26 protein-coding genes are annotated in these 23,481 nt (G+C 65.2%); 6 read left to right on the top strand and 20 right to left on the bottom strand.

From position 1 onward, the window contains the following. The first annotated feature begins 101 nt into the window (after positions 1-101). Both AC1RJ9_RS27070 and AC1RJ9_RS27065 read left to right on the top strand, forming a co-directional pair. The gene (locus tag AC1RJ9_RS27070; protein ID WP_492841656.1) at positions 102-614 is read left to right on the top strand and encodes a MobC family plasmid mobilization relaxosome protein; all 513 of its coding nucleotides are present in this window, start codon (positions 102-104) and stop codon (positions 612-614) included. Then, a complete protein-coding gene (locus AC1RJ9_RS27065) occupies positions 611-1,669 on the top strand; it encodes a relaxase/mobilization nuclease domain-containing protein (RefSeq protein ID WP_492841654.1) in 1,059 nt (352 codons plus the stop codon). The genes AC1RJ9_RS27070 and AC1RJ9_RS27065 overlap by 4 nt, the downstream gene beginning before the upstream one ends. Before the next feature lie 46 nt (positions 1,670-1,715). Here AC1RJ9_RS27065 and AC1RJ9_RS27060 read toward each other — a convergent pair whose 3' ends face one another. Genes AC1RJ9_RS27060 through AC1RJ9_RS27045 form a run of 4 tightly spaced genes read right to left on the bottom strand, consistent with a single transcriptional unit; the run spans position 1,716 to position 4,354 of the window. Continuing rightward, positions 1,716-3,005, bottom strand: a complete 1,290-nt coding sequence (locus AC1RJ9_RS27060) for an arsenic transporter (protein ID WP_492841652.1) — start codon at positions 3,003-3,005, stop codon at positions 1,716-1,718. Beyond that, positions 3,002-3,415: an arsenate reductase (glutaredoxin) gene (gene arsC / locus AC1RJ9_RS27055; protein WP_492841650.1), complete on the bottom strand. Its 414-nt coding sequence runs from the start codon at positions 3,413-3,415 to the stop codon at positions 3,002-3,004. The genes AC1RJ9_RS27060 and arsC overlap by 4 nt, the downstream gene beginning before the upstream one ends. Positions 3,416-3,446: 31 nt before the next feature. Continuing rightward, on the bottom strand, positions 3,447-3,986 hold the full coding sequence (locus tag AC1RJ9_RS27050; RefSeq protein WP_492841648.1) for an arsenate reductase ArsC: 540 nt from the start codon (positions 3,984-3,986) through the stop codon (positions 3,447-3,449). Continuing rightward, entirely contained in the window at positions 3,983-4,354 is a 372-nt protein-coding gene (locus AC1RJ9_RS27045; protein ID WP_492841646.1) for an ArsR/SmtB family transcription factor, read from the bottom strand. The genes AC1RJ9_RS27050 and AC1RJ9_RS27045 overlap by 4 nt, the downstream gene beginning before the upstream one ends. 56 nt (positions 4,355-4,410) lie before the next feature. On the opposite strand from AC1RJ9_RS27045, the gene arsH reads away from it, so the two are divergent. Both arsH and AC1RJ9_RS27035 read left to right on the top strand, forming a co-directional pair. Then, positions 4,411-5,154 carry an arsenical resistance protein ArsH gene (arsH, locus tag AC1RJ9_RS27040; protein ID WP_492841644.1) on the top strand — a complete coding sequence of 248 codons (744 nt, stop codon included), beginning with the start codon at positions 4,411-4,413 and terminating at the stop codon, positions 5,152-5,154. Beyond that, on the top strand, positions 5,151-5,660 hold the full coding sequence (locus AC1RJ9_RS27035) for an arsinothricin resistance N-acetyltransferase ArsN1 family A (RefSeq protein ID WP_492841642.1): 510 nt from the start codon (positions 5,151-5,153) through the stop codon (positions 5,658-5,660). The genes arsH and AC1RJ9_RS27035 overlap by 4 nt, the downstream gene beginning before the upstream one ends. 25 nt (positions 5,661-5,685) lie before the next feature. Here AC1RJ9_RS27035 and AC1RJ9_RS27030 read toward each other — a convergent pair whose 3' ends face one another. From AC1RJ9_RS27030 to AC1RJ9_RS26960, 15 genes are all read right to left on the bottom strand, one after another. Next, positions 5,686-6,120 carry a helix-turn-helix domain-containing protein gene (locus AC1RJ9_RS27030; RefSeq protein WP_492841640.1) on the bottom strand — a complete coding sequence of 145 codons (435 nt, stop codon included), beginning with the start codon at positions 6,118-6,120 and terminating at the stop codon, positions 5,686-5,688. A gap of 2 nt (positions 6,121-6,122) precedes the next feature. Further along, the gene (locus AC1RJ9_RS27025) at positions 6,123-7,613 is read right to left on the bottom strand and encodes an LPD7 domain-containing protein (protein ID WP_492841638.1); all 1,491 of its coding nucleotides are present in this window, start codon (positions 7,611-7,613) and stop codon (positions 6,123-6,125) included. An 18-nt stretch (positions 7,614-7,631) separates the two neighbouring features. Further along, positions 7,632-9,581, bottom strand: coding sequence for a type IV secretory system conjugative DNA transfer family protein (locus AC1RJ9_RS27020; protein WP_492841636.1), 1,950 nt, complete (start codon positions 9,579-9,581; stop codon positions 7,632-7,634). Further along, the gene (gene virB11, locus AC1RJ9_RS27015) at positions 9,547-10,554 is read right to left on the bottom strand and encodes a P-type DNA transfer ATPase VirB11 (RefSeq protein WP_231737456.1); all 1,008 of its coding nucleotides are present in this window, start codon (positions 10,552-10,554) and stop codon (positions 9,547-9,549) included. The genes AC1RJ9_RS27020 and virB11 overlap by 35 nt, the downstream gene beginning before the upstream one ends. Further along, complete coding sequence (gene virB10, locus AC1RJ9_RS27010; RefSeq protein ID WP_197425252.1) at positions 10,551-11,765, bottom strand: type IV secretion system protein VirB10; 1,215 nt, start codon at positions 11,763-11,765, stop codon at positions 10,551-10,553. The genes virB11 and virB10 overlap by 4 nt, the downstream gene beginning before the upstream one ends. Before the next feature lie 2 nt (positions 11,766-11,767). Then, positions 11,768-12,619, bottom strand: a complete 852-nt coding sequence (virB9, locus tag AC1RJ9_RS27005) for a P-type conjugative transfer protein VirB9 (protein WP_099504477.1) — start codon at positions 12,617-12,619, stop codon at positions 11,768-11,770. Further along, positions 12,616-13,296 carry a VirB8 family type IV secretion system protein gene (locus AC1RJ9_RS27000; RefSeq protein ID WP_062095963.1) on the bottom strand — a complete coding sequence of 227 codons (681 nt, stop codon included), beginning with the start codon at positions 13,294-13,296 and terminating at the stop codon, positions 12,616-12,618. The genes virB9 and AC1RJ9_RS27000 overlap by 4 nt, the downstream gene beginning before the upstream one ends. Beyond that, positions 13,293-13,634 (bottom strand): hypothetical protein, encoded by a 342-nt coding sequence (locus AC1RJ9_RS26995; RefSeq protein ID WP_062095961.1) that lies wholly within the window; start codon positions 13,632-13,634, stop codon positions 13,293-13,295. The genes AC1RJ9_RS27000 and AC1RJ9_RS26995 overlap by 4 nt, the downstream gene beginning before the upstream one ends. Before the next feature lie 29 nt (positions 13,635-13,663). Next, positions 13,664-14,614 carry a TrbL/VirB6 family protein gene (locus AC1RJ9_RS26990; RefSeq protein WP_062095959.1) on the bottom strand — a complete coding sequence of 317 codons (951 nt, stop codon included), beginning with the start codon at positions 14,612-14,614 and terminating at the stop codon, positions 13,664-13,666. 14 nt (positions 14,615-14,628) lie between these two features. Beyond that, positions 14,629-14,859, bottom strand: coding sequence for an EexN family lipoprotein (locus tag AC1RJ9_RS26985; protein ID WP_062095956.1), 231 nt, complete (start codon positions 14,857-14,859; stop codon positions 14,629-14,631). Beyond that, positions 14,856-15,602 (bottom strand): P-type DNA transfer protein VirB5, encoded by a 747-nt coding sequence (gene virB5, locus AC1RJ9_RS26980; protein WP_062095954.1) that lies wholly within the window; start codon positions 15,600-15,602, stop codon positions 14,856-14,858. The genes AC1RJ9_RS26985 and virB5 overlap by 4 nt, the downstream gene beginning before the upstream one ends. A gap of 5 nt (positions 15,603-15,607) precedes the next feature. Beyond that, positions 15,608-18,007, bottom strand: coding sequence for a VirB4 family type IV secretion/conjugal transfer ATPase (locus AC1RJ9_RS26975; protein WP_062095952.1), 2,400 nt, complete (start codon positions 18,005-18,007; stop codon positions 15,608-15,610). Beyond that, a complete protein-coding gene (locus tag AC1RJ9_RS26970) occupies positions 18,000-18,335 on the bottom strand; it encodes a VirB3 family type IV secretion system protein (protein WP_062095950.1) in 336 nt (111 codons plus the stop codon). The genes AC1RJ9_RS26975 and AC1RJ9_RS26970 overlap by 8 nt, the downstream gene beginning before the upstream one ends. 59 nt (positions 18,336-18,394) lie before the next feature. After that, on the bottom strand, positions 18,395-18,736 hold the full coding sequence (locus AC1RJ9_RS26965) for a TrbC/VirB2 family protein (protein ID WP_231737454.1): 342 nt from the start codon (positions 18,734-18,736) through the stop codon (positions 18,395-18,397). Between the two features lie 354 nt (positions 18,737-19,090). Continuing rightward, positions 19,091-19,735: a lytic transglycosylase domain-containing protein gene (locus AC1RJ9_RS26960; RefSeq protein WP_062095948.1), complete on the bottom strand. Its 645-nt coding sequence runs from the start codon at positions 19,733-19,735 to the stop codon at positions 19,091-19,093. Between the two features lie 367 nt (positions 19,736-20,102). Between AC1RJ9_RS26960 and AC1RJ9_RS26955 the strand changes: the two genes are divergently transcribed. Together AC1RJ9_RS26955 and AC1RJ9_RS26950 are read left to right on the top strand one after the other, a co-directional pair. Then, a complete protein-coding gene (locus AC1RJ9_RS26955) occupies positions 20,103-20,330 on the top strand; it encodes a ribbon-helix-helix domain-containing protein (protein WP_035084708.1) in 228 nt (75 codons plus the stop codon). Further along, a complete protein-coding gene (locus AC1RJ9_RS26950) occupies positions 20,327-21,352 on the top strand; it encodes a replication initiator protein A (protein WP_062095946.1) in 1,026 nt (341 codons plus the stop codon). Before AC1RJ9_RS26955 ends, AC1RJ9_RS26950 begins: the two co-directional genes overlap by 4 nt. A 1,304-nt stretch (positions 21,353-22,656) precedes the next feature. Here AC1RJ9_RS26950 and AC1RJ9_RS26945 read toward each other — a convergent pair. Continuing rightward, the coding region (locus AC1RJ9_RS26945; RefSeq protein ID WP_492841629.1) for an SOS response-associated peptidase at positions 22,657-23,481 on the bottom strand (825 nt) is incomplete at its 5' end.

Below are 23,481 nucleotides of genomic sequence, written 5' to 3'. Positions count from 1 at the left end.
GGATCCAGGGAATCGTGGGAACATCGTAGGGAGCGTATGTCCGATGGGTGTGAGGGCAGGATAGGCTTTGCGCCGGCGTTTTTATAAATTACGCTCCGCTGATGGCCATGTTCGCCTTCCAACTCCCCGACGATCTCGCCGCGAAGTTCGACGCGCTCGCCTCGTCCGGCCGCTCCAAGAAGCTTCGTGAAATGGTCGCCCAGGCGGTCGGGGCGGACGCCTCCGGCCCAGCGGTGGCGCCACGCGGCCAGTCGACCAAGCTGACCCTTCGCCTCAAGCCTGACGACCAGGCCGCGCTCGACGCGGTGTCGGGCGACCAGGGTCTGCGGCGAACAGAGTGGGTGCTGGCGCTACTGCGTCGGCGGCTCTTTGGCCGGCCGCGTTTCAGCCGCCCCGAGGAGCTGGCCTTCTACGCGGTGCAGGAGGAACTTCGGCGCATCGGCGTCAACATCAACCAGATCGCCCGGGCCATGAACACCGCGGTGATGCCGGGCTCGGTTCTGGACGCGGAGATGTCGTCGATCGAGGCCTTCCGCAGCGAGATCCGCGAGCACGTGCGCGGCCTCTCCGAAGCGTTCAGGGGAAACCTGGCCTATTGGGAGGATGAGGCTTGAGCGACTTTCGCGACGTGCGCGGCTTTGACCAGGTGTGGCGGCCGCCAGCGGGTGGACGAAAGATCATCGCCAAGGGCAGTGTTCTTGGCGGGCCGGCCGGCCGTGCAGGGGAGGGTGAGGCGAAGGCCAAGCTTGCCAGGGTCGTGGAGAAGGCGCCCGAGGTGATGGTCAAGATCACCGGCAAGACCAAGGACGGCGAGCATCTGGGCGCGCACCTGGACTACATCTCTCGCAAGGGGGAGCTGGACCTGGAGCAGTCGGACGGCGCCTACGTTCACGGCCGCGACGCAGTCAAGGAGCTGGCGCTGGATTGGGCAGCGTCGGGCGAGAGCGATAGCCGCCGCCGCGCCAACAGCACGATGTCGGTTTCGATCGTGCTGTCGATGCCGGTGGGCACCGACCCCGAGCGCATGAAAGACGCGGTCCGGGCCTTTGCCCGGGCGGAGTTTGGCGAGACGTTCCCCTATGTGTTCGCCTTCCATCAGGACGCCAAGGGCGAGCAGCCGCATGTGCATCTGAGCGTCCGCTCGCTTGGGGTTGGCGGCGAGCGCCTCAATCCGAAGAAGGCGGACCTGGCCGATTGGCGTGAGCGGTTCGCGCGCGAGCTGAGGGGGCGAGGGATCGAGGCGGAGGCCACGCCGCGCCGGGCGCGCGGGATCACCCAGAAGCCGGAGCGGACGCCGGTGCGAAAGGCCCGCGAGCGGTTCGAGCGCACCGGCCAGAACGAGCCGCGCGTGTTGCGCGAGGCGCGGCGGGAGGCCGAGGGCCTGGCCCGTCATGGCGGCCAGGCCCAGCCTTGGGAGGAGACGATGCGCCAGCGCCAGGCGCAGGTCCGGTCGACCTATCGCGCGGCGGCCAAGGTTTTGGCTGCGTCGAGTGATCCTAAGGATCAGGCCCTGGGACGTTCGGTGGAGTCGTTCGTGAAGGCGATGCCTGCGCCAGTGAGCCGGCGCGTTGCCATGGCGAGGTCGATCGGCGTGGAGGGCGGGAAAACGCCCGAGGCAACGGTGACCAAGGACCTTGGACCCGGCAAGGACCGAACCCGAGGTCGATAGTTTGCACGTGCAAACTTGCCCAGCGGCCGCTTATGCGGCTCAGGGCCTAAGGCATCACGGTCAACCTGAGCGCCAAGGCCGCCAGCGTGATGAGCAGAATTGGCATCGTCAGCACAATCCCGACCTTGAAATAGTAGCCCCAGGAGATCTTGATCCCCTTGGCGCTGAGCACATGCAGCCAAAGCAACGTGGCCAACGATCCGATCGGCGTGATCTTAGGGCCGAGGTCGCTGCCGATGACGTTAGCGTAGATCATCGCCTCCTTGACCGCGCCCGTAGCGCCGCTGGCGTCGATCGACAGGGCGCCGACCAAGACGGTGGGCATGTTGTTCATCACCGAGGACAACAGGGCGGTCAGCACGCCGGTGCCAAACGCCGCGCCCCACACCCCTCCCTTAGCGAAGTGGTTGAGCAGGTCCGCGATCTGGTCGGTGAGCCCCGCGTTCCGCAGGCCATAGACAACTAGGTACATGCCCAGCGAGAAGATCACGACCTGCCAGGGCGCGCCCTTGAGCACCTTGCGGGTGCTGATGATGTGTCCGCGTCCGGCGATGACCAGCAGGACCAGGGCGCCGGCGGCGGCGGTGGCGCTGACCGGGACGCCGAGCGGTTCCAGGGCGAAGAACCCGATGAGGAGCAGCGCCAGGACCACCCAGCCGGCCTTGAAGGTCGCCGCGTCCTTGATCGCCTCGCGCGGCGGCTTCAGCTGGCCGACGTCGTAGGTCCTGGGGATGTCGCGCCGGAAATGGAGCATCAGCGCCCCGAGCGTGGCGGCGATGGCGGCGATGTCGACCGGGATCATCACCAGGGCGTAGCGGCTGAACCCGATCTTGAAGAAGTCGGCCGAGACGATGTTGACGAGGTTGGAGACCACCAGCGGCAGGCTGGCCATGTCGGCGATGAACCCGGCCGCCATCACGAAGGCCAGGGTCGCCTTGTCCTTGAAGCCCAGCGCCATCAGCATGGCGATGACGATCGGGGTGAGGATCAAGGCCGCTCCGTCATTGGCGAACAGGGACGACACCGCCGCCCCCAGCAGCACGATCGAAGCAAAAAGCAGCCGCCCCTTACCGCCGCCCCAGCGGGCCACGTGCAGGGCCGCCCACTCGAAGAAACCCGCCTCGTCGAGCAGCAGGCTGATGATGATCACCGCGATGAAGGCGCCGGTGGCGTTCCAGACGATGTGCCAGACGGTGATGATGTCGCCCAGATGGACGACGCCCGTCAGGAGGGCCAGGACGGCCCCGAGGGTCGCGCTCCAGCCAATGCTGAGACCCTTGGGCTGCCAGATGACCAGGGTGATGGTGAGCAGGAAGATCAGCAGGGCGAGGATCACAGGACGACGACTTCGCCGTCTTCCTTGGTGAAGTTCGCCGGCTTGCGGTCGAGCAGATCGAGCACGACCTCGGAAGGCCGGCAGAGCCTCACCCCCTTGGGCGTGACTACGATCGGACGATTGACCAGGATGGGGTGGGCGACCATGGCGTCGAGGATCTGGTCTTCGCTCGCCGCATCCGCCAACAGGCCCAATTCAGCGGCGGGCGTGCCCTTCTCGCGCATCAAACGGCGGAAGGTCAGACCTGCCTCGCCGGCCAATTCTCGCAGTTGCTCATGGCTCCAGCCGGCCTTCAGATATTCGATGACCTTGGGCGCGTAGCCGGCGGCCTCGACCATCGCCACGACGTTGCGCGAGGTGCCGCAGGCAGGGTTGTGGAAGATGACGATCGGGAAATCGGCGTCAGACATGGATCACCAGGAAAAGCGGGAACAAGAAGGATCAGGCGACCGAGGTGTCGGGCGCCTTGGACTGGCCGATCTCGTCGAGACGGCGCTGCAGCGACAGGCGGTCCAGCGACGCCATCGGCAGGGCACAGAAAAGCGTGATGCGGCTGTTGAGCTGGCGATAGGCGTCGGCGAAGGCCAGGGCTACTTCCGCCTCGGACCCTTGGGTCGAGCCGGGATTGGGTATGCCCCAGTGAGCAGTCATCGGCTGGCCCGGCCAGATCGGGCAGATCTCGCCAGCGGCGTTGTCGCAGACGGTGAACACGAAATCGAGGTCGGGAGCGTCCGGGTTGTTGAGGATCGCGAACTCGTCCCAGGCCTTGGACCGCAGGTGGTCGGTCTTGTAGTTCAGGTGTTGAAGCAGGCTGATCGCGCGGGGATCCAGAACGCCGCTTGGCGTGGAGCCGGCCGAGAACGCCTTGAAGCGCCCGGCGCCGACCCGGTTCATGATCGACTCGGCCATGACCGAGCGGGCCGAGTTGTGGGTGCAGAGGAAGAGGACGTTGAGCGGGCGGTGGCGGGTGTCGTCGGTCATGCCGTCTCCAATTCGGTAAGGCAGGTTCCATCGCAGTCGGCGGCCTTGGAGACGATGTCGCTCAAAGGCGCGCAGATCTCGGGGGCGCCGTTGCAGCAGTCTTCCATCAGGAAGCCGAGCAGACCGGTCATCGCCGCGTAGTCGGCCGAGTAGATGATCGAGCGGCCTTCGCGGCGAGAGGTGATCAGGTCGGCGTGCGACAGCACGTTGAGGTTCGCCGAAAGGCTGTTGGGCAGCATGGCCAGGCGCCGCGCGATCTCGCCGGCCGCGATCCCGGCCGGTCCGGCCTTGACCAGCAGGCGGAAGATCGCCAGGCGGCCCTCATGGCCGAGGGCGGACAGGCTTGCGACGGCGGCTTTCGATTCCATGTTTCCAATATGCTGGAAATATGAGACGGATCAATGACGATGTTGGAGTCGCTTGCATGACCGAATTCCCCGCCTTGCAGCCGCAGTTCCTGGCGCCGATCGAGCAGGGCAAATTGGAGGTCCAGGCGCCGTCCACCCATCCGCCGCGCATCCTTCTCCTCTATGGCTCGCTGCGGGAGCGCTCGTTCAGCCGGCTTCTCACTGAAGAAGCCGCGCGCATCCTCCAGGCCTTGGGGTGCGAGACCCGGATCTTCGACCCGCGGGATCTGCCGCTCCCCGACGCCACCGGACCTGACCATCCCAAGGTCCAGGAGCTTCGGGACCTGTCGCTGTGGTCGGAGGGCCAGGTCTGGTGCAGTCCGGAACGCCATGGAGCGATCTCGGGGATCATGAAGGCGCAGATCGACTGGATCCCGCTGGAGATCGGCAGCGTCCGGCCGACGCAGGGCCGCACCCTGGCAGTGATGCAGGTCAGTGGAGGCTCGCAATCGTTCAATGCGGTCAACACGCTTCGCCTGCTAGGCCGCTGGATGCGGATGATCACCATCCCCAATCAGTCGTCCGTCGCAATGGCCTACAAGGAGTTCGGCGAGGACGACCGAATGAAGCCGTCCGCGTACTACGACCGCGTCGTCGATGTGATGGAGGAGCTGGTGAAGTTCACGCTGCTGACCCGGGACCGCGCCGACTACCTGGTCGATCGCTACAGCGAGCGGAAGGCGAATGGACGCGTCGCCGAGCATGTTGAACTGGGCGCGGCGGCGATGAGCCATGAAACCCAAAAGGCCGAGACCGTATGACAAAGCCTCAACTGACGACACGAACCGCCACGGTCGCCGACGCGTCCGCGATCGTCGAGATCTACAACGAGGGGATCGCTGATCGGATCGCCACGTTCGAGATTTCGCCGCGCTCGGTCGACCAGATCCTGGGCTGGTTCGATGATGGCCATCCCGTCGTGGTCGTCGTCGACCATGCTGGCCAGATCGCGGGCTACGCCGCGACGTTCTCCTACGCCGATCGCTGCTGTTACGCCGGCATCGCCGAGTTCTCGGTCTATGTTCGACGCGCCAATCGGGGCCAGGGCGTGGGCGTCGTCGGCATGAAGGCGTTGATCGAGGAGGCGGAGAAGGCCGGTTTCTGGAAGCTGCTGTCGCGCGTGTTCGTCGAGAACAAGGTCAGTCTGGCGCTGCTGCGATCGGTCGGCTTCCGCGAGGTCGGGGTCCACGAAAAGCACGGGAAACTGGATGGTGCGTGGCGCGACGTGGTCGCCGTTGAGCGCCTGTTACTCACAAACCTAGACTAGCTGGATCGACTCTTGGGCCATTCGTTCAGGAGTCGGGATAGGGCCGATCCTGCGCCGCCGCGTTGATGAGTTCGACAATCAAGGTCTGTTGGCCCGGCGCGAGCCGACGCCAAGCAAGCAGGAGTGCAATGCTCCGAGGGTCAGAGATCAGGTCCGCCGCCAAGGGATCTACGACGCCATGCTCGCTCGCCAGCAGGTCGGCGATTTCCGAAAAGAAATATTGAATCGGTACGCCGAGATAGAGCGCCGCCTCGGCCAGCTTGGACGCCGAGACGCGGTTGAAGCCACGCTCGTATTTCTGAACCTGTTGAAAACTGATCCCGATGGCCTCACCCAGCGCGCCCTGCGAGAGCCCCCGGACCTTGCGCGCTTGGCGTAGTCGCTCGCCGACACTCACGTCTATCGGGTGAGGCTCGCCGCAGTTTGCACGTGCAAACTTTGCCGCCTTGTCGTTCGTCACGGTCAACGGCCCCGCGTCCGCTCGGGCCCAGGCTTGGCCGGCGTGGGAGGCGGGGCAGGGGAGGGGGTTTGGCTGAAACGCGGCGCCGTGGGCGAGCGATCGGCAGCTTCACGGACCTTCGCGGCCTCGAAACGTCCACCGCGCTCGAGATGGTCGGCGATCTTCTCCCGTGCACCGGCAATCAGGCGGTCCTGCACGGCGGGATCGGCGTGGCGGTCCTTGACCACGGCGCTGACCACAGCCAGGCGACTTTGCGCGGCTTGCAGCGCCGGGTCCTTGGCGGCGTCGGCGGGGCTAGCGCTGCGGAAGCGGTCGGCGTCGATAGTCCATTTGTTGCGCGGCACCTCGCGCTGCTGAAGTGACAGCTCGCCTGAGGCCTTGTCGCGGACTTCAAGGGTGCGGATGACCCGCTCAACGCCGTCGCGGCGCAGGGTGATCTCGTCGCCGATCGCGGCGCCGGATTTTTCCAGGGCGGCAGGCAAGCCCACACCCCAGACTTCGACCTGGCGACCGCTGGCCAGCTCGACCCGGACGAAGGGGGTCAGCTCCTGCCCCGAGCGATGGCGATAGGGGGCCTCGCCGCTTTCAAGGAGCTTGCCCGAAACGCCCTTGTCGTAGTCCAGGCGCTCCTGGGCAGGTCTGGCTGCCGTGACCGCATCCGGGGCCGAAGCACCTGGCCGTCCGGCCTCTGGCTGCGGCGCTCTGTCCCGCGCCGGGGCGACCGAGTTGGTGTCGCGCGCCGACAGGTGACGTTCGAGCTCCTGCAGGTCACGCTCGGTGGGCTTGTAGCCGCGAACCTCCAAGCCTTCGGTGCGGGCTTCCATCCAGACCGCGCGCTGAAACGCCTCCTCGCCCCGCACGTCGATGGCGCTCCATCCGCGATGCTGCGCGATCGCGACGAGGTCCTTGATCACCTCGGCGTTGGTCTGGCGGGCTACCAGCTTGTCGCCGGTGTCGCGGAACGCGGCCTCCTTGCCCGTGGCGTCGGTGAAGAAGCGGACCTCGGGCGCAAACTGAGGTTCCTCCGACAGATACCGGCGCTTGACCCCATCGGGGACATCGCCGCGTTCGACCGAAAAGCGGTGCGGGCCATCGTCATTGGCCGGCGCGGGCTCGGCTTCCTTGGAGGCTGAGGGCGCGGCCTCGTCGGTGCGGTCGGGCTCGGGTGTCTCCGACTTCCCATGTTGCAGAACAGGCTCTGCGGTCAGGGGACGTTCGGTCTCGTCTTCGCGGCGAAGGCGCGCTTCGGCCTCGGCGATCCCGATGCGCTCGGCTTCGTCGATCGCGCGCTCGTAGGCGATGTCTTCAGGCTCGGTCGTCCAGTCGGCCGCCCGCTCGATGGGCGTCGACAGATCAAGCTCGGGTGCGGGCGAGATGGCGTTCTCAAGTTGGGCTGAAGGCTCGCTTTTTGCCGCCACCTGGGCGCTGAACGACTCGGACGGATCGGCCGGCCGCGCCGGCGCGTCATTGCGAGGATCGATGGTGTCGGCCATGGCGGCCTCCTTTTCGCTTTAGCGTTCGATGACGTCTTCCAGGAGCCCGGAGTTGATGTAGCGGTTGATCCAGTCTTCGGATTCCGCCTCGGTGGCGCCGGCCGGCAGGTCGTCCATGTCGATGGCGTCCAGCTCCAGGGAGATGGCGGTCAGGTCGATGGCGATGTCTCCGGCCGCCTCGCTGAAGGTCAGGGGACGCTCGACGACTCGGGCGTGGATCTCGTTGACGGTCTGGCTCAGCGCCGCCAGGTCGGCGGTGATGGCGTCCAGGCGATCGTCAGGCGCCGCCGAGGCCGGCCCGCCCTGCGCGGCCGACGCCAGGGGCGCGATGAGCGGTGGCGGCAGCAGACGCTTGGTGAAGTCGGCGTTCTTGAAGAAGTAGATCTTGGACGCCCTGATTGGCGCGATCCCGCCGCGCATGACGATGAGCGAGTCCTTGCTCATCTGGATCAGCTCCTGGGGCAGCATCAGCGCGCGGCGCTGCTCGCTCTCGGTAGTGGTCCGCTTGCCGCCGCCCAAGTAGGTCGGCCGCGACTTGGAGCGCCCCTCGAAGGTGTAGTAGCCCAGGCGTTCGGAGAGGTCCTGGGCGACCTTCAGCTCCTTGGGCGTGAAGACCACTTCGACGCCGCAGTTGGTCATGATCTCGTCGGCAACGTCGGGCCCGTATTCGGCGCGCAGCTGGGACGGGCTTTGGATCACCGGCAGCAGGCGAAGACCGTAGCCGGCGACGTAGGAAAAGCCCTTTGCGATGACCGAGGCGTGGCCGATGCGGGCAAACTCGTCGAGCAGGACAAGGACCTGGACGGGATGGCGCCCGCCGCCAGGAAGCTCGCGGGTGTTCAAGTCCACTAGCTGCTGGAAGAAGAGATTATAGAGCGGGGCGACCCTGGCCATGTTGTCGGGGGTGACGCCCAGATAGATCGAGATCCGCTTGGAGCGCAGTTGGCGCAGATCAAAGTCACTGGCGCTGGTAGCCGCATCGACCCGGGGATTGAGCCACAGGTTCATGCGCGAGGTGATGGTCTGCTTGATGGAGGCGAACGTGTTGTCGGAGGCCGAGCAAAAGTCGTTGAGCGCATTGACCGCGCCCGGCGACAGCGCCTCCTTGCCGCCGACCCGCGCCTCGATGATGGCCGGGAACTTGGCCTTGGGATTGCCCCCGGTCAGCTGGCGGTAGATCTCGCCGATCGTGAAGGGAAGCTGCGGGCTTTCGGCGACATAGGCGCCGACGCCGACGAAGCCGGTCCGCGCCGCCTCCGACCAGAAGGGATCGCCCTTGTCGGGGGTGGGAAAGAGCATGGTCGCGAGTTTTTGAAGCTCGTCGAGCGTCTCGATCGCGTTGGCGCGGTCGATATAGGCCAGGGGATTGTAGCGCGCGGTCCGGCCCTCCGGATCGAGCGGGTCGAACATCAGGACCTGTTGGCCGTGCTTGGCGCGGAAGCCTGCCGTCACCTCCCAGTTTTCCTTCTTGATATCGAGGACGACCACGCTGTCGGCCCAGTTCAGGAGGTTGGGAATGACGACGCCGACACCCTTGCCGGTGCGGGTAGGCGCATACAGCATGACATGCTCGTTGCCGCCGAAGACCAGGTAGCCGGCGCCCTTGCGGCCCAGGATGATGCCGTGCTTGGCGCGCAGCCCTTCGCGCGCGATCTCGCCCTCATTGGCCCAGCGCGCCGAGCCGTGCAGCGGGCGGCGAATGCGCAGGGCGGCCGCGGCGGCGATCATTAGGATGACTAGGCCCGAGGCCATGGCGGCGACCTTGAACCACAGCTGGACCTGGGGGTGGGCCCGGTAGGTCCACAGCCATTGCGGCACGGCGAGGAAATCAACATTGGCGCCGAGCCGGCCCAAGCCGACCAGGGTCCCGATCACGGTCAGGACGGCCCACAACATCAGGAGAAGCGTGGCCGAGAGCGCGAGGATGGTGGCCTTACCGGCCGGCGTCGCGCTTGCGAAGCGGGTCATAATAGAGCTCCGTCATACGAAAACGGCCATCCACCTTGCGCATCTGGACGACGACATCGACCAGGAGGTGGAGAAGGCCACGGATGTCATCGCGGGTGAGATCGCGCCCGCCGTCGGACTCCTTGACCAGCAGGGTGAGCTGCTCAAAGGCCAGGGTCGCGGAGTCGGCATGGACGGTCGTGATCGAGCCGGGGTGGCCCGAATTGACGTTGCGCAGGTAGAAGAAGGCCGTGGCGTCGCGAAGCTCCTGAAGGAGAATCCGGTCAGGGCGCATCCGCAGCGCGCTTTCCAGCAACTGCTTGGGGCCGACCTTGGCCAACCCCTGCTGATCCTTGGAGTAGGTAAGGTGGACGACGTTGCGATGCGGGACGGTCAGTTCGCGGGTGTCCTCAATCGTCAGCAGGCGCTCATGCTCGGGGATCAGCCGGATCAGGCCCTTGCTGAAAGTGGTCTTGCCCGACCCCGTCGCGCCGCTGATCAGGATGTTCTTCCGAGCGCGAACGGCCAGGTCGAAGAACTCCGGCCACAGTCCGCCGTCGCGCAATCGCATCAGCTCCCGCTCTTCCTCGCCTAGAGCGTCCGAACTCACGGAGGCCTGCTCGAAGAGCCCGGACGTGACGAAGTCGTCCATGCCGAAGGTCAGGTTCGAAGGCTTGCGGATGGTGATCGATACCGTTCCTTCCGGCACGGCGGGAGGCATGACGATCTGACATCGCTCGCCTTGCGGCAGGACGGTGGAGCACACCGGCGTCTCGGCATTGACGTCCTGGCGTGAGAAGGCCGCGGCGGCATTGGCCAAGGTGGCCAGCCAGATGGCGGTCAGCTCGGGCGCTTCAAACCAGGTCCAGCCCTTGGCGCCTTCGACTCCCACTTCACCGGGCCGGTTGATCACCAGCTCAGTGACGTCGGCCGGCTCAAGCAGCCGCTGCAGAGGCTGCATGTAGTGCAGCAGGACCGAGCTGTCGGCGATCATCGCGCCTTTACGCCGTAGACGTCGGAGAAGTCGAAGTCCTGGGCGACCAGGATGCCGACATCCTCGCCCTGGTTCTTGCGCAGGATCGGCGGGATGTTGATCGAGCCTTCCAGCGCGGTGTTGGCGACATCTGACGGCACGCGGGCGGTGTTTTGATAGTTGCGGCCATTGCCGGAGGTGGCGGCGTAGACGCCGTCGTCGACCAGCGACAGGAGGAGCGCCGCGCCGAACCGCTCGAAGAAGCGGTTGTCGACCTCGCCGCCAAACCCGCTACGGCCCAGGGCGTCGGCTCCGGGCGAGGCCAGATCGATCGCGATGCCGCGCGGGGTGACCGCACGGGTCCACAGGATGAAGAGGCGGCGCTGACCGCGCTGCATGCCGCCGCGATACTCGCCCAGAACCTTGGTGCCCTTTTCCAGCAGGACCACGCGGCCATTGTCGGAAAGCACGTCTCTTGGAATGACGCAGGTCGTGTAGCCGGGAAGCGATGAGTCCATCGCCGTCTGCAGGACGCAGGGGATCTGCGTGCCCGCCAGGATCAGGAAGTTGCGATCGCCCAGGGCCGTTGCCCTGGCCGTGGTGATCGCAGATCCGCGCCGCAGGTTCTCCAGCTCGGTGGCTTGGCGCGGCGCGGCGCCCTGAGCGCTGGCCAGGATGGCTTCCGCCCCGCCGGCGACGGCGCCGCGAGGACCGCCGCCCTGGCTATAGGCGATCATCGGCGCGCGACGCGTAAGGTCGGCGAGGCTCTCGCGAGGCGCGTCAGCGCCTGCAGATCCGCCGCTGCCGGGGCTGGCAACCGGGGCTGGGACGACCTGACCCGGCGGTAGAGGTTGGCCGGTTACAGGATCCACGGCTCCCGCGCCCAAGGTCGGCGCCGGGGGGAGGGGAGGGGTGTCGGTGGACGCGACCTGATCATAGCGGACGGTCTGCCGGGCTGGGTCCTTGGGCTTGGTCGGCTTGGCGTCGCCCCGGTCCCAGGTGACGCCGATCAAGAGCGCGGCCACGCCGACCATGCCGGCGATGCCGGCGATCTTGGCTTGCGGGGTGCTCATGCGGCCCGCGACAGGAGAGATGCCGCGCTCGCCCTGCACCGGGCCATGGCCGGCCGAACGGGAGCCGCCAGGATCGCCGGCAGCGCGGCGCCCGGCGAACGGGTCATCGCCTTGCGCGGAGTGCGCAGGATCGGGTTGGTTGTCGTGCTGATCAGTCATCGTCATTGACCCGTGCGAATGGTGCGATCGACGTTGGCGGAGGCCGTGCCTGTGCCGTGGGTGACGCCGTAGGGCGTGACGGCCTCGTTGAAGATGCAGAGGACCTCGCGTCCCCGGCGCAGAACGAGCTTGGAGGCGACGGTGTGCAAAACCACGAACTCGTCGCGGACGTCGAACGGCACCTGGCTCTCGGACCCATCGGGCAGGGTCATGAAGAAGCTGGGCAGTTCCTGGTTGGCCGGAAACCGCAGCACCGTGAACTGGCCATTATCGGAAACCTCCGACGGCTGGATCCGCGAGGAGCCCTGGACCGTGTAATTCAGATTGCGGGGGCCCTCGATCACGGCGTGGTCGAGCATCAGTCCCGTCCGAGCGTTCTCGATCGCGGCCGCTTGACCAGAAATCGTCCTAGCCAACGCGGCGCGCTCATCGTCGGGGTATTGGAAACGGACCTGGAAATAGGTGTCGGCCGACGCCGCCGTGATCGGCCCAGAGCGGATCCCCAGCTCGAAGGTGTAGTTGCGCAGCGCGCCGCCGCGGCGGGTCGTGACGATCAGGTTGGTGGCCGTGCCCTTTTCGCGCGGCTTTACGAAGAGGATGTTGGTCTCGGCTGCGACCTCCCACGATACGGTGTCGCCCAGGGCCACATGCTGGATCTCTTCGCGCGGGTCGAAGACGATCTGGGTGGCCGTGCGGAACGTGCCGACGACGCGATAGACCTGCCAGGGGTCGTAGTTGACCCATTTGACCCGAGGGTCCGACTTACCGGCTTTGGGCACGTCGACGGCGAAGGCGGTCGGCGCGCAGCCGAGCACGGCCGCGCCAGCGTACAGGGCGAGCAGCAGGCGCCTCATTGGGAAATCTCCGGATCTGCGCGGTAGCTGTCGACCTGGAACCCGAGCGGGTTGCGGATGCGGTCGGATTCCAGCATCGGCGCTTTGGTGTAGGCGAAGGTCAGCGTGGCGATCCAATCGGTGACCTTGACCTCTTGGCCGAGCCGCACGGTCTTGGAGAAGCGGACGTTGGCGACCTTGTCGTTGATGAAGGTGATGTTGCGGATCGTCACGGTCGCCGAGCCGTCAGGGCCGACCAGGACCTGGGGACTTTGGGGATTGGTCGCCCGATAGAGATCGGCCCATCGCTGCTGCTCGTCTGGAGTCGACAGGATCGTGACGAACTGGAAGTTTTCCTGCGCGGCGGGCGGCAGGTAGCCTTCTCGGGCCCTGACATATTGGGCCAGGAAGGACTTGCTGACCGCTTCGTTGTAAGTGACGCCTCGCTCGCCCGTGAGGCCCGTCATCACGTCGACAGAACCCGTTGTCTGGTTCACCCGCACGACATAGGGCTCGACGGACTTCAGGGGCGCCAGGGCCGCCACCGCCGCCGAGGCGGCGATCGCGACCGTGCTCGCTAGAACCGCCACGGTCCAGGCCACGCGCTTGGAGCGCTCCGCGGTCTTGAGCCGATCCTGGTCCCAACGCCGGGCGTCATCGAAGTACGCCTTCAGATCGTTTGCCGGCACGCCTGTCATCCCAGAACCTCCAGGCAGCTGGGGTACTGGCGCGGCGTCAGGCTGGAGACCTTCTTGGCCTTTCCTTTTCGGGCCAGCGCTCCGGTCGCCGGACCGGAAATGGATGGGACAACCATGTCCGACGACTGGTCTCGGGCTGGCCGGCCGTCCGGCCCGGGCTTGGGCGGCGGGGCGATCGGCGCAGTGATCGCCGCCACCGTCGTGCCGGGCAGGACCGATCCATTGGGGTTGGCCGGTCGCCGGTTGTGACCGCTACAGGATTTTGGCTTTCCCGCGATGGCTGGCGAGTAGGACGTCAGGGCGATGAGGCACGCCGTGAGGGCGATGGGACGAAGCATTCGCGGATCTCTCAAGGTGGCGGATTGGGCTATCGGCGGGGGTGGCCGTTGCGCGACGCGCTGGTGGAGGAGGGCGCAACGGAGCCACCGCCACGTCCTGCGCCGCCGTTACCGCTCGGCACGGATTTGACCGGTTGGCCCGACGTCATGGCGCGGGCCGCGTTGGCGAAGTCGCCGAGGCCGGCTGCGGCGCCTCCCGCGATGCCGGCCGCGATGTTGGGGGTTTGAAGGAAGAAGATCATCCCGAGGGCGGACAGCGCGATGAACAGGAGGCCGCCGGCGGTTGGGTCGGCCTGACCATCAATGTTCGCCCATTGCCCTTCAACTAGGCCAAGGATCAGCTGGAAGACGGTGATGATCAGAGCGAAGAGGACAAGGTAGTTCACCCCCTGCTTCAGCCAGCCATAGAAGAACTGCCGGGACTGTTCGAAGACGAGAAGGGCGATGAAGATCGGTCCTAGCGCGACCAGAATGGCGAGCGCTAGCTTGGCGAGCATGACGATCCCAAACCCAAGCGCTGCGGTCAGCGCCGTCACGATCCACACGGCTCCACCGGTCACGTAAGGGCCGGGATCGGTCATCGACGCGGTGGAGAAAATCTTGGTGGCGAGATAGCCGCCGCGATTGAAAAATCCGTCGAAGGCCCCGCCCACGCCAGGCGTCGGACTGCCGCTCACGGCCTCGGCCAGCCAGTTAGGCAGGTCGGTGAAGAGCGGGGTGGTGACGAAGGAATTGTAGGCGACCGTTGTCGCTACGGCGTAGATGAAGCACAGCTTCACCAGCCTGATCACTCCATCCATGATCGGCTCGGTGATGGATCCCCTGATAATCGCCCAGCCGTACAGGACGACATAGAGCACCATGGCTATGCGTAGGGGCCCGGCGACATGCGCGATCACGTTGCTCAACCCGTCATGCAAGACAGCTTCGAGCCGAGCATCGACATAGTCATAGGACGGTCCAAAAATTTGGGCTGGCATGGTGCCTCGTCGACCTAAAAGCCGCGCCGATAGTCGTTCATGGTCTTGAGCTTGGTGGCTCGTTCCGTGGACGCTTGGGCGTTCTTGCACTCAGTCCCGCGATGGTCCCCGGTTCGGCAGCGCGCCATCACGCCCGCCCGTTCAGACGGGTTGGCGTCGAAGTAAGAAACCGAGCGTGGCGCGGGCTGACAGCCCGCCAGAACGACCGCCAGCGAGACGACAACGAGAGACTTCTGAGCTCTCATCGGAAGCCACCTTTGTAATCGTCCATTGTCTGCTGGTACTGCGCGGCTCTGGCCTCGCGGTCGCGCTGCTCTGCCATGCGCTTTTCGGCGTCCTGCATCATTGCAAGACCCTGAAGCTGCATTTGATCGTTGTTGATCATCGCCTGCTCAGCGGCGATCCTCGCCTGCAGGTCCATCACCTCTTTGGGCGTGGAGGCGGTGTTCAAGGCCAAGCGGAGCTGATCCAGGCCGGCCTGGCGTTGGCCAGCGGCCTTGTATGCGCTTTCGCCAAGCGCGACGTCACGGGCCGCGCGGTCGCCAGATTTCACGAGCGCGTCTTGGTAGTAGCGTTGAGCGGTTGAGAGACCGTCGGTGGCTGGAGTGAACAGCCTGTTGGCGTCACGAATGGACGTCGCGCGCGACCCGATCGAGCCGAGATCCGTCAGTGTCCCGTTGAGCAGCTTGCCGGTGTCCTGCACCTCGGCCGGGAGATACTGGCGCAGCGCCGGATTGTTCAGGACCCCGCCCAGGCTGTTGACGTTGGTCAGTCCGGTCATGCCGGCATAGAGGCGCTTGCCCTGATCGACCATCTCGGCGCCTTGCCGGACCTGGGTCTGCAGCTCGGCCAGTTGCGCGCGCGCCTGGTTGAGCTGCGACAGCATCCGCGTATAGGCGCCAGTGTCCGTGACGACCATTTGTGCGTTGGCCGGGGCCGCGAAGGTCGCGGCGGCCAGGAGCAGGGGGAGTAGAAGGCGCTTCCTCATCGGGATTATCTCCGTCGCTCTTGGTGGAAAATTGGAATCCAGGTCGCAGGTGCATCGCCGTGCTGGGCGCGGACGCGATCGAGCAGCTCGACGGTCTTGGCGCGGCCCGACAGGACGGCCAGCGCGTCGTCCAGGCCGTCGAGGTTCAACTCGACGACGACCGAGTTGTGGCCTTGCTTGACCAGGAAGCGTCGCGACTCTGGCGACAGCTCTTCGCGGATGAGCCGAAATTCCTCATGGGTGAGACCAAAGCCATCGACATAGTCGCGGGCCTGTCCGTAGGGGTTGGGCAGGAAGATCTTGGTCGGGCACTGTTCGAGGATCGTGTGAGCGATTTCCGAGCGCAGGACGTCGGCCGGGCTTTGGGTGCCGAACACCATGAAGGCGTTTTTCTTGCGGTACGTCTTCAGGCCGTCTTGAGCCAGGTTGCGGAATGCCTCGTCCCCGAGCGCTTTCCAGAACTCGTCGATGTCGACCACCAGGCGGCGACCGTCGACCAGGCTCTCGAGCCGGTGAATGAGATACATCATGACCGGCGTGCGGACCTCGGCGTTGTCGAGGAAGTCGGTCATATCGAAACCGAGCAGCTTGGAGTCGAGGCCGACAAGGTCGGCGTCACCGTCCAAGACCCAACCCAACGGGCCTGATCGGGTCCATCGCTCCAACCGGGCCCCGATCCCTTCAGCGTTTCGCTGGCCGAGCAACTGGCGAAGGGCAGTCAGGGAGCGTTGGTGTGGGGCGAGAGGCTCGAGCGAGGCGATGCCGTCGCTAATCAGGCGCTCTTCCTGCACCGTCAGGGCGCGATCGGGCGGCGTCACCAGCTTGCGCACGAGCTGGGTGAGGAAGACGACGTTGCCCGGTGTGAAGTCCAGCGCGCGAAACGGGGCGAACCCGGTCGGCGCGCCGTTCTTCAAGGTGAGGTAGGTGCCGCCGGACGCGCGCACGAAGATCTCGGCGCCGCGATCCTTGTCGATGAACACGCGCTGGACGTTGAACTTCTCCAGCTGAGCCAGCATGAAGTTTTGGACGACCGTCTTGCCCGAACCCGACGGGCCGCAAATGAAGGTGTGGCCTAGGTCGCCGACATGGAAATTGAAGTAGAAGGGCGACTTGGCCGACGTGCGCAGTAGCGCGACGGCTGGGCCCCAGTGATTGCCGGTCGCCTGCCCTGCCGGATAGGTATGGAAGGGCGCTAGCGCTGCGAAATTGCGCGAGTTGATTGCCGCCGGGCGACAGCGCCGCGCGAAGTTGCCAGGAAATTGCGACCAGAACGCCGCCTCGAGCGCGAGGTCTTCGCGAGCGACCACCAGTCCGGAGTCGGCCAGGCTGGCGCGGGCGGCGGACATATTGTCGGCCAGGGCCTTTGTCGTCTCGCCATAGACCAGAAGCGAAAACTGGTGCTCGCCCATGACGAACCGGTTGCTCACCAGATCGTCGATCGCGTCATCGAGTCCCTGCACTTGGGAGGCTGCGCGATCGTTGGACTTGATGAGCAGGTTTTGTTTGCGCTCCATCACAGCGCGCGCCGAGGCCTTCGACAGGAAGGCGAAGGACTGGGTGGCGACGAAGGCGTAGGTCGAGCGCAAGAGCCCGTCCCAGAGGCCAGGGCGCGTCGTGGCGGGATATTCCTTGACCCCGAAGACACCGGCGAACTTTTCGTCGCCCGGTTCACGGATCTCCAGCGCCTCGCGGCCGAAGATCACGCGCGCGGTGTAGATCGCCGAACCGAGATGGCCCCGAACGAGCGGGATACGTTGGCGCCGTCCGGTCAGCACCAGGTGGAGCAATTCCATCGGTTCGGAGAAGGCCAGGCCCTTGTGGTCGTAGAGGCCGAGAAGGCGCACGCCGTACCGACCGAGGTACTGCAGAAGGTCGCGGCCCTTGTCCTCCAAGAGCCGGATCGCATCCTCGTCGACCTCCAAGCCGGCTCTGCTTCGCGTGCTAAGGCGCTGAAGGAAGGAGGCGAGCTTGTCGCCGACGTCGCGGCCCGGGTGGAGGATCAGGGTCACATAGAGGTCGTTGGTGAAGAGGCGCGTGGCGCCCATGCGGGCGCGATAGGCCGTGTCGAGATCCTGGGCGAACTCCGAGGCGAACTGGCCCTCCGGGTAGCCACGATCCTCATGGCGCACGACGTGGTGCCAGATCGCCAAGCGCTCGTCGGCGATGTTGCGCCAGGCGTTATTCAGCTTGGCGTGCCAATCGTTGAGATCGCGCACGTCGGCGGTCTCGAACGAGGCGCCTTCGAGCTTGAAGCAGATCATCAGCGCCCGATTGTCGAGCGCGACCACGTGATCCGACAGATGGCGGGCGTAGGGCAGGTTCGAGCCGGGCAGGGTTTCGCGCTTCAAGACCAACGGGCCGGCCACCGACGCGAGCGGCGCGCGCTGTGCAGAGGCTCTAGCCATTGGGAACGTCCTTGCTGGAGTAGCGACGCACGACGGGGAGGGGGGAGTGCGAGCTGCCGCCCCACCAGGCGCGGTTGCGGGCGCGCCCCTTGGTTTCAAGCCACATGAAGAGGACTCGAAAGGCGTTGTGGTCGTGCTTGACCACAGCCCTGAAAAGGAAGTGCAGCGCGACGCCGACCGACAGGTAGGCGAGGTTGTTCGCGGCCAGAAAGACCGTGCCCGTCAGCATAACGTTGAGCGCCATGGCCTCGACCGGCACGCCCAGCACCATCGCCGGCCGAGTGCAGGCCAGAAACAGCGTGTCTTCGGTGATGTGTTCGTCTTGCATGAGCGTGACCGCTCGGAGCGCGCCCGCCCCCCAAAGGCGGCGCGCCGGGCGAACGGGGCCTAGGCCCCGCTCCCCGTGACCATGCTGACGATCTGGGCGGCGCCGAACACCACGACCATGCCGACCACGACGATCGCCATGCGCCGGAAATCGAAGATCCCGAACATCGCCAGGATGCCCATGATGATGACCGCCAAGATGGCGAGCAGTCGCGTGGTGTTGCCGGTGAAGAAGTTGACGACGTTCTGCAGCAGGGTTTCCACGCCGACCGATTGGGCCGCGGCCGGCTCGACCAGGCCGAACGCCAGGACGACCGCGACCAGTGCGACCGCTCCAGCGCGTGGGGTTACGAGCGACGCCGGCGTGAGCGCCGGCTTAGTGATGGCTTGGGGGCTCATCATGAGGGAGAGGCTCCTGTATCTCCGTTTCGAGGATTATCGAGCCACGGTATTGATAGGCGGCGCGACAATGGGCGACCGCAGCGGACAAGGACTTGTACCGCTTCGGTTGAGCAGAGCGGTAGACGGCGACCAAGTGTTCGCCGACCTTCCAACTAAGCTTGACGTACATGGACCATGTGCCGTCACTCGCCTCGACGATCCGAACGCCCACGATTGCTCCGCCACGCGGGCGAAGGCTGGTGAGAAGTCGTTCGCGGATCGTCCCATCGGACATTCGGGGTTCCCAAGCTTTCTGAGGAACCCAGCATATGTCGAGAGGGCGGCAACGGTCATTACGGATGATGGCGTGGAGGATCATTGCCCGCCCCCGCCAAAGACGATGATTGAGCGGCCGGCGGTTCGCGCGAAGACATCCAGGGATGGCTTGGCGGGCGCCTGCGCCTCGGGTTGAAGGTTTTCGGCCGCGACCTCGATCGCTTCCTGGACTGCCGGCGGTAGAGGCGATGTGGCTTGGTCGAGAGCGCCGTATGCGCCTGGAGACAGCTTGGCCGCCTCGGCCTCGACCTTGGCGACGTAGCCGTTTGCGAAGCCGCGCCGATGGTTGCCGGTGTTATAGGCCGAGAACGCCATTCTCAGGGCTAGCTGCTGCGGAGCCAGACGGGAGGCGGCCAGGTAGTTGGACTGGAGCAGTTTGGCGGCCGCCGCTAGATTGAGGCAGGGGTCGAAGGCGTCACGTACAGATAGGCCCAGCGCCGTCAGGTTCCGGCTGTTGATCTGCGCCAAGCCGAGGTCGAGATTTTGGCCTTGGGAGATCAGACGCTCGGCCGTGGCGATCGCCTGGTCGCGAGTCTTGGCCGGCGCGGGATCGGGCGCGCGGTTGACGTTGATGGCCAACGGGTCGCCCCGGCTTTCGACCTGCACGATGCTGACCATCGTCGCCGAAGCCACTGTGGGCGCGCAACGCTGAGCGAGGTCAAACAGCACGGCCAGGTCAGGCATGGGCGGCCTCTACGCGGGCGGTGGCGCCAGTCCAACAGTCCTGATCGCCGCGCAATCCTGACGGGAGCGTCAGGAATGCAGTTTTCAGCTCAGGCACGCGATCCGACATTCGGCACTCACTGGAATGTCGCATTTCACGTGAAATGCGACATTTAAAGCCACGACAATCCCTTGGCGCCGCCATCGGAGATGGAGCCGCCAAAGCCGTCCACTCCACCTTGCGTAGCGTTTGCGAGTGAAGGCAAGCAGAGCCATTGGCTTTTTTTCAGGGTCGCCAACATTGCTCTTTGCCGTGGACATCGCTCCTTCCGCGCGCCAGACTCCACATGTGGACACGGCGTCAGCTGGTCGATTCTTGGGAGATGACATGGCGCGGCCAACCGCTTCGGAGACCCTTCAGGAGGGTTCGCTCTCAGGCTTCGTTCCCAAGGCGCGCCTGGGTAAGAGCATGGTGGCCGGCTACTTTTCGGCCGAGATGCAGCGACGCGTGAAGATGCTGGCCGTCGAGCGCGGCGTCACCGTTCAGGCGCTGATCGGCGAAGGGCTGGACCTTCTGTTCGTCGCCGCCGGCAAGCCTCCGATGGGTGAGCGATGAGCACGCGCAACGACCCGCACCCGGTGCGGGACTTCTTCATCAACGACCTGATCGACTACGCGCCCAAGGACAGCGCGGAGATGATGGAGCGGCCGTTCTTCTCGATCTCCAAGCGCAAGCGCAACAAGCCGATCCAGTACACCACACCGGACGGCAAGCTTTACATCAAGGTGTCGGCCAACCCGACGCATGGCATGGCGACGATCTGGGATGCGGACATCCTGATCTGGTGCATCTCTCGGATCGTGCAGCAGCGCGATAATCGCGAAAACGACATCCGGCCGGTCATTCACACGACGCCCTATGAACTGCTGAAGGGCATCGCGCGCGGGACGAGCGGTCAGGACTACATCGAGCTGCTGCGCGCGATCCGGCGCCTGCGGACCACGGAAGTGGAGACCAACATCAGGGCCGGCAAGCGTCGCTATACGGCCTTCCACTATCTGGGCGACATCGAGGGCGAGGGTGAGTCGGACGACAACCCCGAGCAGCTGAAGACGCTGACCCTACGGATCCCTGACTGGCTCCTTGACGGGATCATGAGCGGCAACATCCTGACGCTGGATCGGGAGTATTTCCTGCTGACCGGCGGCATCGAGCGCGCGATCTACCGCGTCGCCCGAAAGCATGCCGGCAATCAGAAGGCCGGCTGGATCTGCAAGATGACGACCCTCTACGAAAAGACGGGCTCGGAATCGCCGCTCAAGAAGTTCACGTTCCGGATCCGCGAGATGTGCCGGTCCGATGAACTTCCCCGCTACGCGATGCGAGAAACGACGACGGCGGACGGCAGTCCGGCCGTGCATTTCGTGGATCGTGCGTTCGTTGTCGAGGCTGCCAGGGAGCGACGTGGGGCCGATACGGCTCAGCGGGGCTGGGAGGATGCGCGCACGGCCTGGATCGACGCAGAGCGGGATCCAAGGGCGTTCGACGGGGCTTGGGCACGCTGGATGGAGGACGGCCACAAGCCTGAAGCGTTCGCCAAGGCCTGTAGCGACCCGCGTTGCGTCATGCCCAGCTAGGCACGTGGTATTAGGAACCGGCGTCGGCGCGGCGATCCCTCGGTCGTGGTTTTAGGAACCCAGCATAGACGCCGAGTCCGTATTGAAGCGCCGATTCTCTGCGATTCGGCGAGTCCTGGCGCAAATCTGGCGGGAAAGGGGGCTGCTGAACCTGTCGTGGTATTAGGAACCCGACCCCCAGCGGGTGTCGTGGTATTAGGAACCCGATCGGAGGCGCACGTGGTTTCAGGAACCGGCCTTGACCCTGTCGTGGTTTCAGGAACCGATCGAAGGTCGTCTGGTATCGTGGTTTTAGGAACCCTGCCGGCCCGTAGAGGTCGCCCAGGGCACGTGGGATCAGGAACCTGTCCACATCGTGGTATCAGGAACCGTTTTCCTCGTGGTTTCAGGAACTTATTGGCACGTGGTTTAAGGAACCGGCCTACGTGGTAACAGGAACTGAAGCACGTGGTATTAGGAACCGGCCGGGACAAAATACCCTTGTTGCTCAGGCAGTTGGCGCGACTTTTTCAACCTTAACTGCCTAACTTTCCTTATCTAACAGAATCTCTTCTAACGGAAACCCGGCGCAAAAACGCGCCGGAAGACACCGCCTCTTGGGGGCTTCGCCCCCGCCGGCTCGCTACGCTGCTACGCAGCTTCGCCCCGGTCGCTACGCGCCCTCCCACCCGGCATCCCCCAAACGGCGTCGGGCAAAGCCCGACACTCAAACCACCCAATGAGTTCCTACAATTCCCAAGACTCCAAACGCCTACAGCGGCTGAACCGCAGCAAATGGCTCTCCGGCGAGAGCCAAGCGGATCTGACAGCGAAAGCCAGGAACCACTGTGCCTGGCGGATAGGTCGAACGGGGCAACTTTCTTCCCGGCCGGCGCGGGCGTATTGATCGGCTCTATAATCGGAGCCGCCCGGGCGGTAGAAAAACTCAAGAACGCGGTCGCTCAGCGACCGCCGTCATCTGGTGACCCTTGCCCGCCGATCGTCCGCCATCAACGCTCACACGTCCTGCGCCGCACCTGCTGAAGCGGTTTCACCTGGGCCAGGTCGGCAACGACACGATCGAGACGTTCCTGACAAAGGGGTATTCTCTGGCCATTTGCTGCCGGGATTGTCCCCGACTGATCGAGTGGACGCCTCCCGACCTGATGGAGAAGTTTGGCAGCCGCACCAAACTCAGGATCGCCGATCTGGGCGCACGGTTTACTTGCACAGGGGAGGGGGGGTGCGGTTCCCACGATATCGCCGTGTTCCCGCACCTCTACGATGGGCCTTGGTCCTGGGCGCCGCCGCCGAAGGGCGCCTAGCTAGGCTGGAATGACGTCGTCGCCCTTGCCGCCGCGGGCGACGATCTTGAGCCTGCCGTCCGGAAGCGGGCGTTGCAGCTGGGCGACCTCCGTCCAGGGCGCATCGCTCATCCAGAGATCCCATTCGGCCGGCTCGGTCAGGATCACGGGCATGGCCTTGGAGTGGTAGGTTTTCACCGGCTCGGCGGAGTCAGTGGTCAGGAAGCCGTAGGCCTCAATTTCTTCCCACCCTTTGCTCTTCATCCGGACGCAGGCGTGCGGCGTCCAAATTCCAGCGAAGAATGCCAGAGGCCGACTGTCGTCTAGCGCGAACCAGATGTTCTGCCTGGTCTTCTGGTGATCTTGGTCGGGCTCGGCGAATGATGTGAACGGCACCAGGCAGCGGTTGCCGGCGCCCAGCCATGGGGCCCAATGGGCGTTCGTCCTGCCGGTCTTCTCGCTGGTGGTGTTGCGGACGTTCGTCGTGCCTTTGTCTGGCTCCATCTTCAGCAGCTCGGCAAAGTCGAACTCGGTGCCCTTGGCCCGCAGCTTGTCGGCGCGCTCAGTGGCGGCCTTGAAAAGCGCCTGCTTCGACGATGGCATCCCCCAGCGCGCGTCGCGCATCATCCGCTGGCCGTCTTCGCCGTGGGTGATGATCGGCGCGGCGTAGTCTGGGAAAATGCCGGGCATCGGGGGTTGGTTGTTGTTGCGGTCGGTCATGGCGCGAACAAGGGCGGCAACCTCGGCGCGGGCCTTCATCATCGCATACAGATTGCAGATGTGGACGGCCCCCCGCTTGCAGTGAACGCGCAGACTGTCTGACCTAACGCTTGCTATCAGATGTCC

The sequence above is a fragment of the Caulobacter sp. GW822-FHT07D08 genome, from assembly GCF_058798735.1.
This window is presented reverse-complemented; position numbering and strand designations above follow the sequence as displayed.

Bases quoted from the DNA above. Each gene is read 5' to 3' on its own strand.
- AC1RJ9_RS26990 (WP_062095959.1), bottom strand. From the start codon at position 14,614: ATGCCAGCCCAAATTTTTGGACCGTCCTATGACTATGTCGATGCTCGG.
- virB11 (WP_231737456.1), bottom strand. From the start codon at position 10,554: ATGATCGCCGACAGCTCGGTCCTGCTGCACTACATGCAGCCTCTGCAG.
- AC1RJ9_RS26985 (WP_062095956.1), bottom strand. From the start codon at position 14,859: ATGAGAGCTCAGAAGTCTCTCGTTGTCGTCTCGCTGGCGGTCGTTCTG.
- AC1RJ9_RS27035 (WP_492841642.1), top strand. From the start codon at position 5,151: ATGACAAAGCCTCAACTGACGACACGAACCGCCACGGTCGCCGACGCG.
- AC1RJ9_RS26950 (WP_062095946.1), top strand. From the start codon at position 20,327: ATGAGCACGCGCAACGACCCGCACCCGGTGCGGGACTTCTTCATCAAC.
- AC1RJ9_RS26970 (WP_062095950.1), bottom strand. From the start codon at position 18,335: ATGCAAGACGAACACATCACCGAAGACACGCTGTTTCTGGCCTGCACT.
- AC1RJ9_RS26965 (WP_231737454.1), bottom strand. From the start codon at position 18,736: ATGATGAGCCCCCAAGCCATCACTAAGCCGGCGCTCACGCCGGCGTCG.
- AC1RJ9_RS27070 (WP_492841656.1), top strand. From the start codon at position 102: ATGGCCATGTTCGCCTTCCAACTCCCCGACGATCTCGCCGCGAAGTTC.
- AC1RJ9_RS26995 (WP_062095961.1), bottom strand. From the start codon at position 13,634: ATGCTTCGTCCCATCGCCCTCACGGCGTGCCTCATCGCCCTGACGTCC.
- virB5 (WP_062095954.1), bottom strand. From the start codon at position 15,602: ATGAGGAAGCGCCTTCTACTCCCCCTGCTCCTGGCCGCCGCGACCTTC.
- AC1RJ9_RS27020 (WP_492841636.1), bottom strand. From the start codon at position 9,581: ATGACCCGCTTCGCAAGCGCGACGCCGGCCGGTAAGGCCACCATCCTC.
- virB9 (WP_099504477.1), bottom strand. From the start codon at position 12,619: ATGAGGCGCCTGCTGCTCGCCCTGTACGCTGGCGCGGCCGTGCTCGGC.
- AC1RJ9_RS27045 (WP_492841646.1), bottom strand. From the start codon at position 4,354: ATGGAATCGAAAGCCGCCGTCGCAAGCCTGTCCGCCCTCGGCCATGAG.
- AC1RJ9_RS27025 (WP_492841638.1), bottom strand. From the start codon at position 7,613: ATGGCCGACACCATCGATCCTCGCAATGACGCGCCGGCGCGGCCGGCC.
- arsH (WP_492841644.1), top strand. From the start codon at position 4,411: ATGACCGAATTCCCCGCCTTGCAGCCGCAGTTCCTGGCGCCGATCGAG.
- virB10 (WP_197425252.1), bottom strand. From the start codon at position 11,765: ATGACTGATCAGCACGACAACCAACCCGATCCTGCGCACTCCGCGCAA.
- AC1RJ9_RS26955 (WP_035084708.1), top strand. From the start codon at position 20,103: ATGGCGCGGCCAACCGCTTCGGAGACCCTTCAGGAGGGTTCGCTCTCA.
- AC1RJ9_RS27000 (WP_062095963.1), bottom strand. From the start codon at position 13,296: ATGACAGGCGTGCCGGCAAACGATCTGAAGGCGTACTTCGATGACGCC.
- arsC (WP_492841650.1), bottom strand. From the start codon at position 3,415: ATGTCTGACGCCGATTTCCCGATCGTCATCTTCCACAACCCTGCCTGC.
- AC1RJ9_RS26960 (WP_062095948.1), bottom strand. From the start codon at position 19,735: ATGCCTGACCTGGCCGTGCTGTTTGACCTCGCTCAGCGTTGCGCGCCC.
- AC1RJ9_RS27050 (WP_492841648.1), bottom strand. From the start codon at position 3,986: ATGACCGACGACACCCGCCACCGCCCGCTCAACGTCCTCTTCCTCTGC.
- AC1RJ9_RS26975 (WP_062095952.1), bottom strand. From the start codon at position 18,007: ATGGCTAGAGCCTCTGCACAGCGCGCGCCGCTCGCGTCGGTGGCCGGC.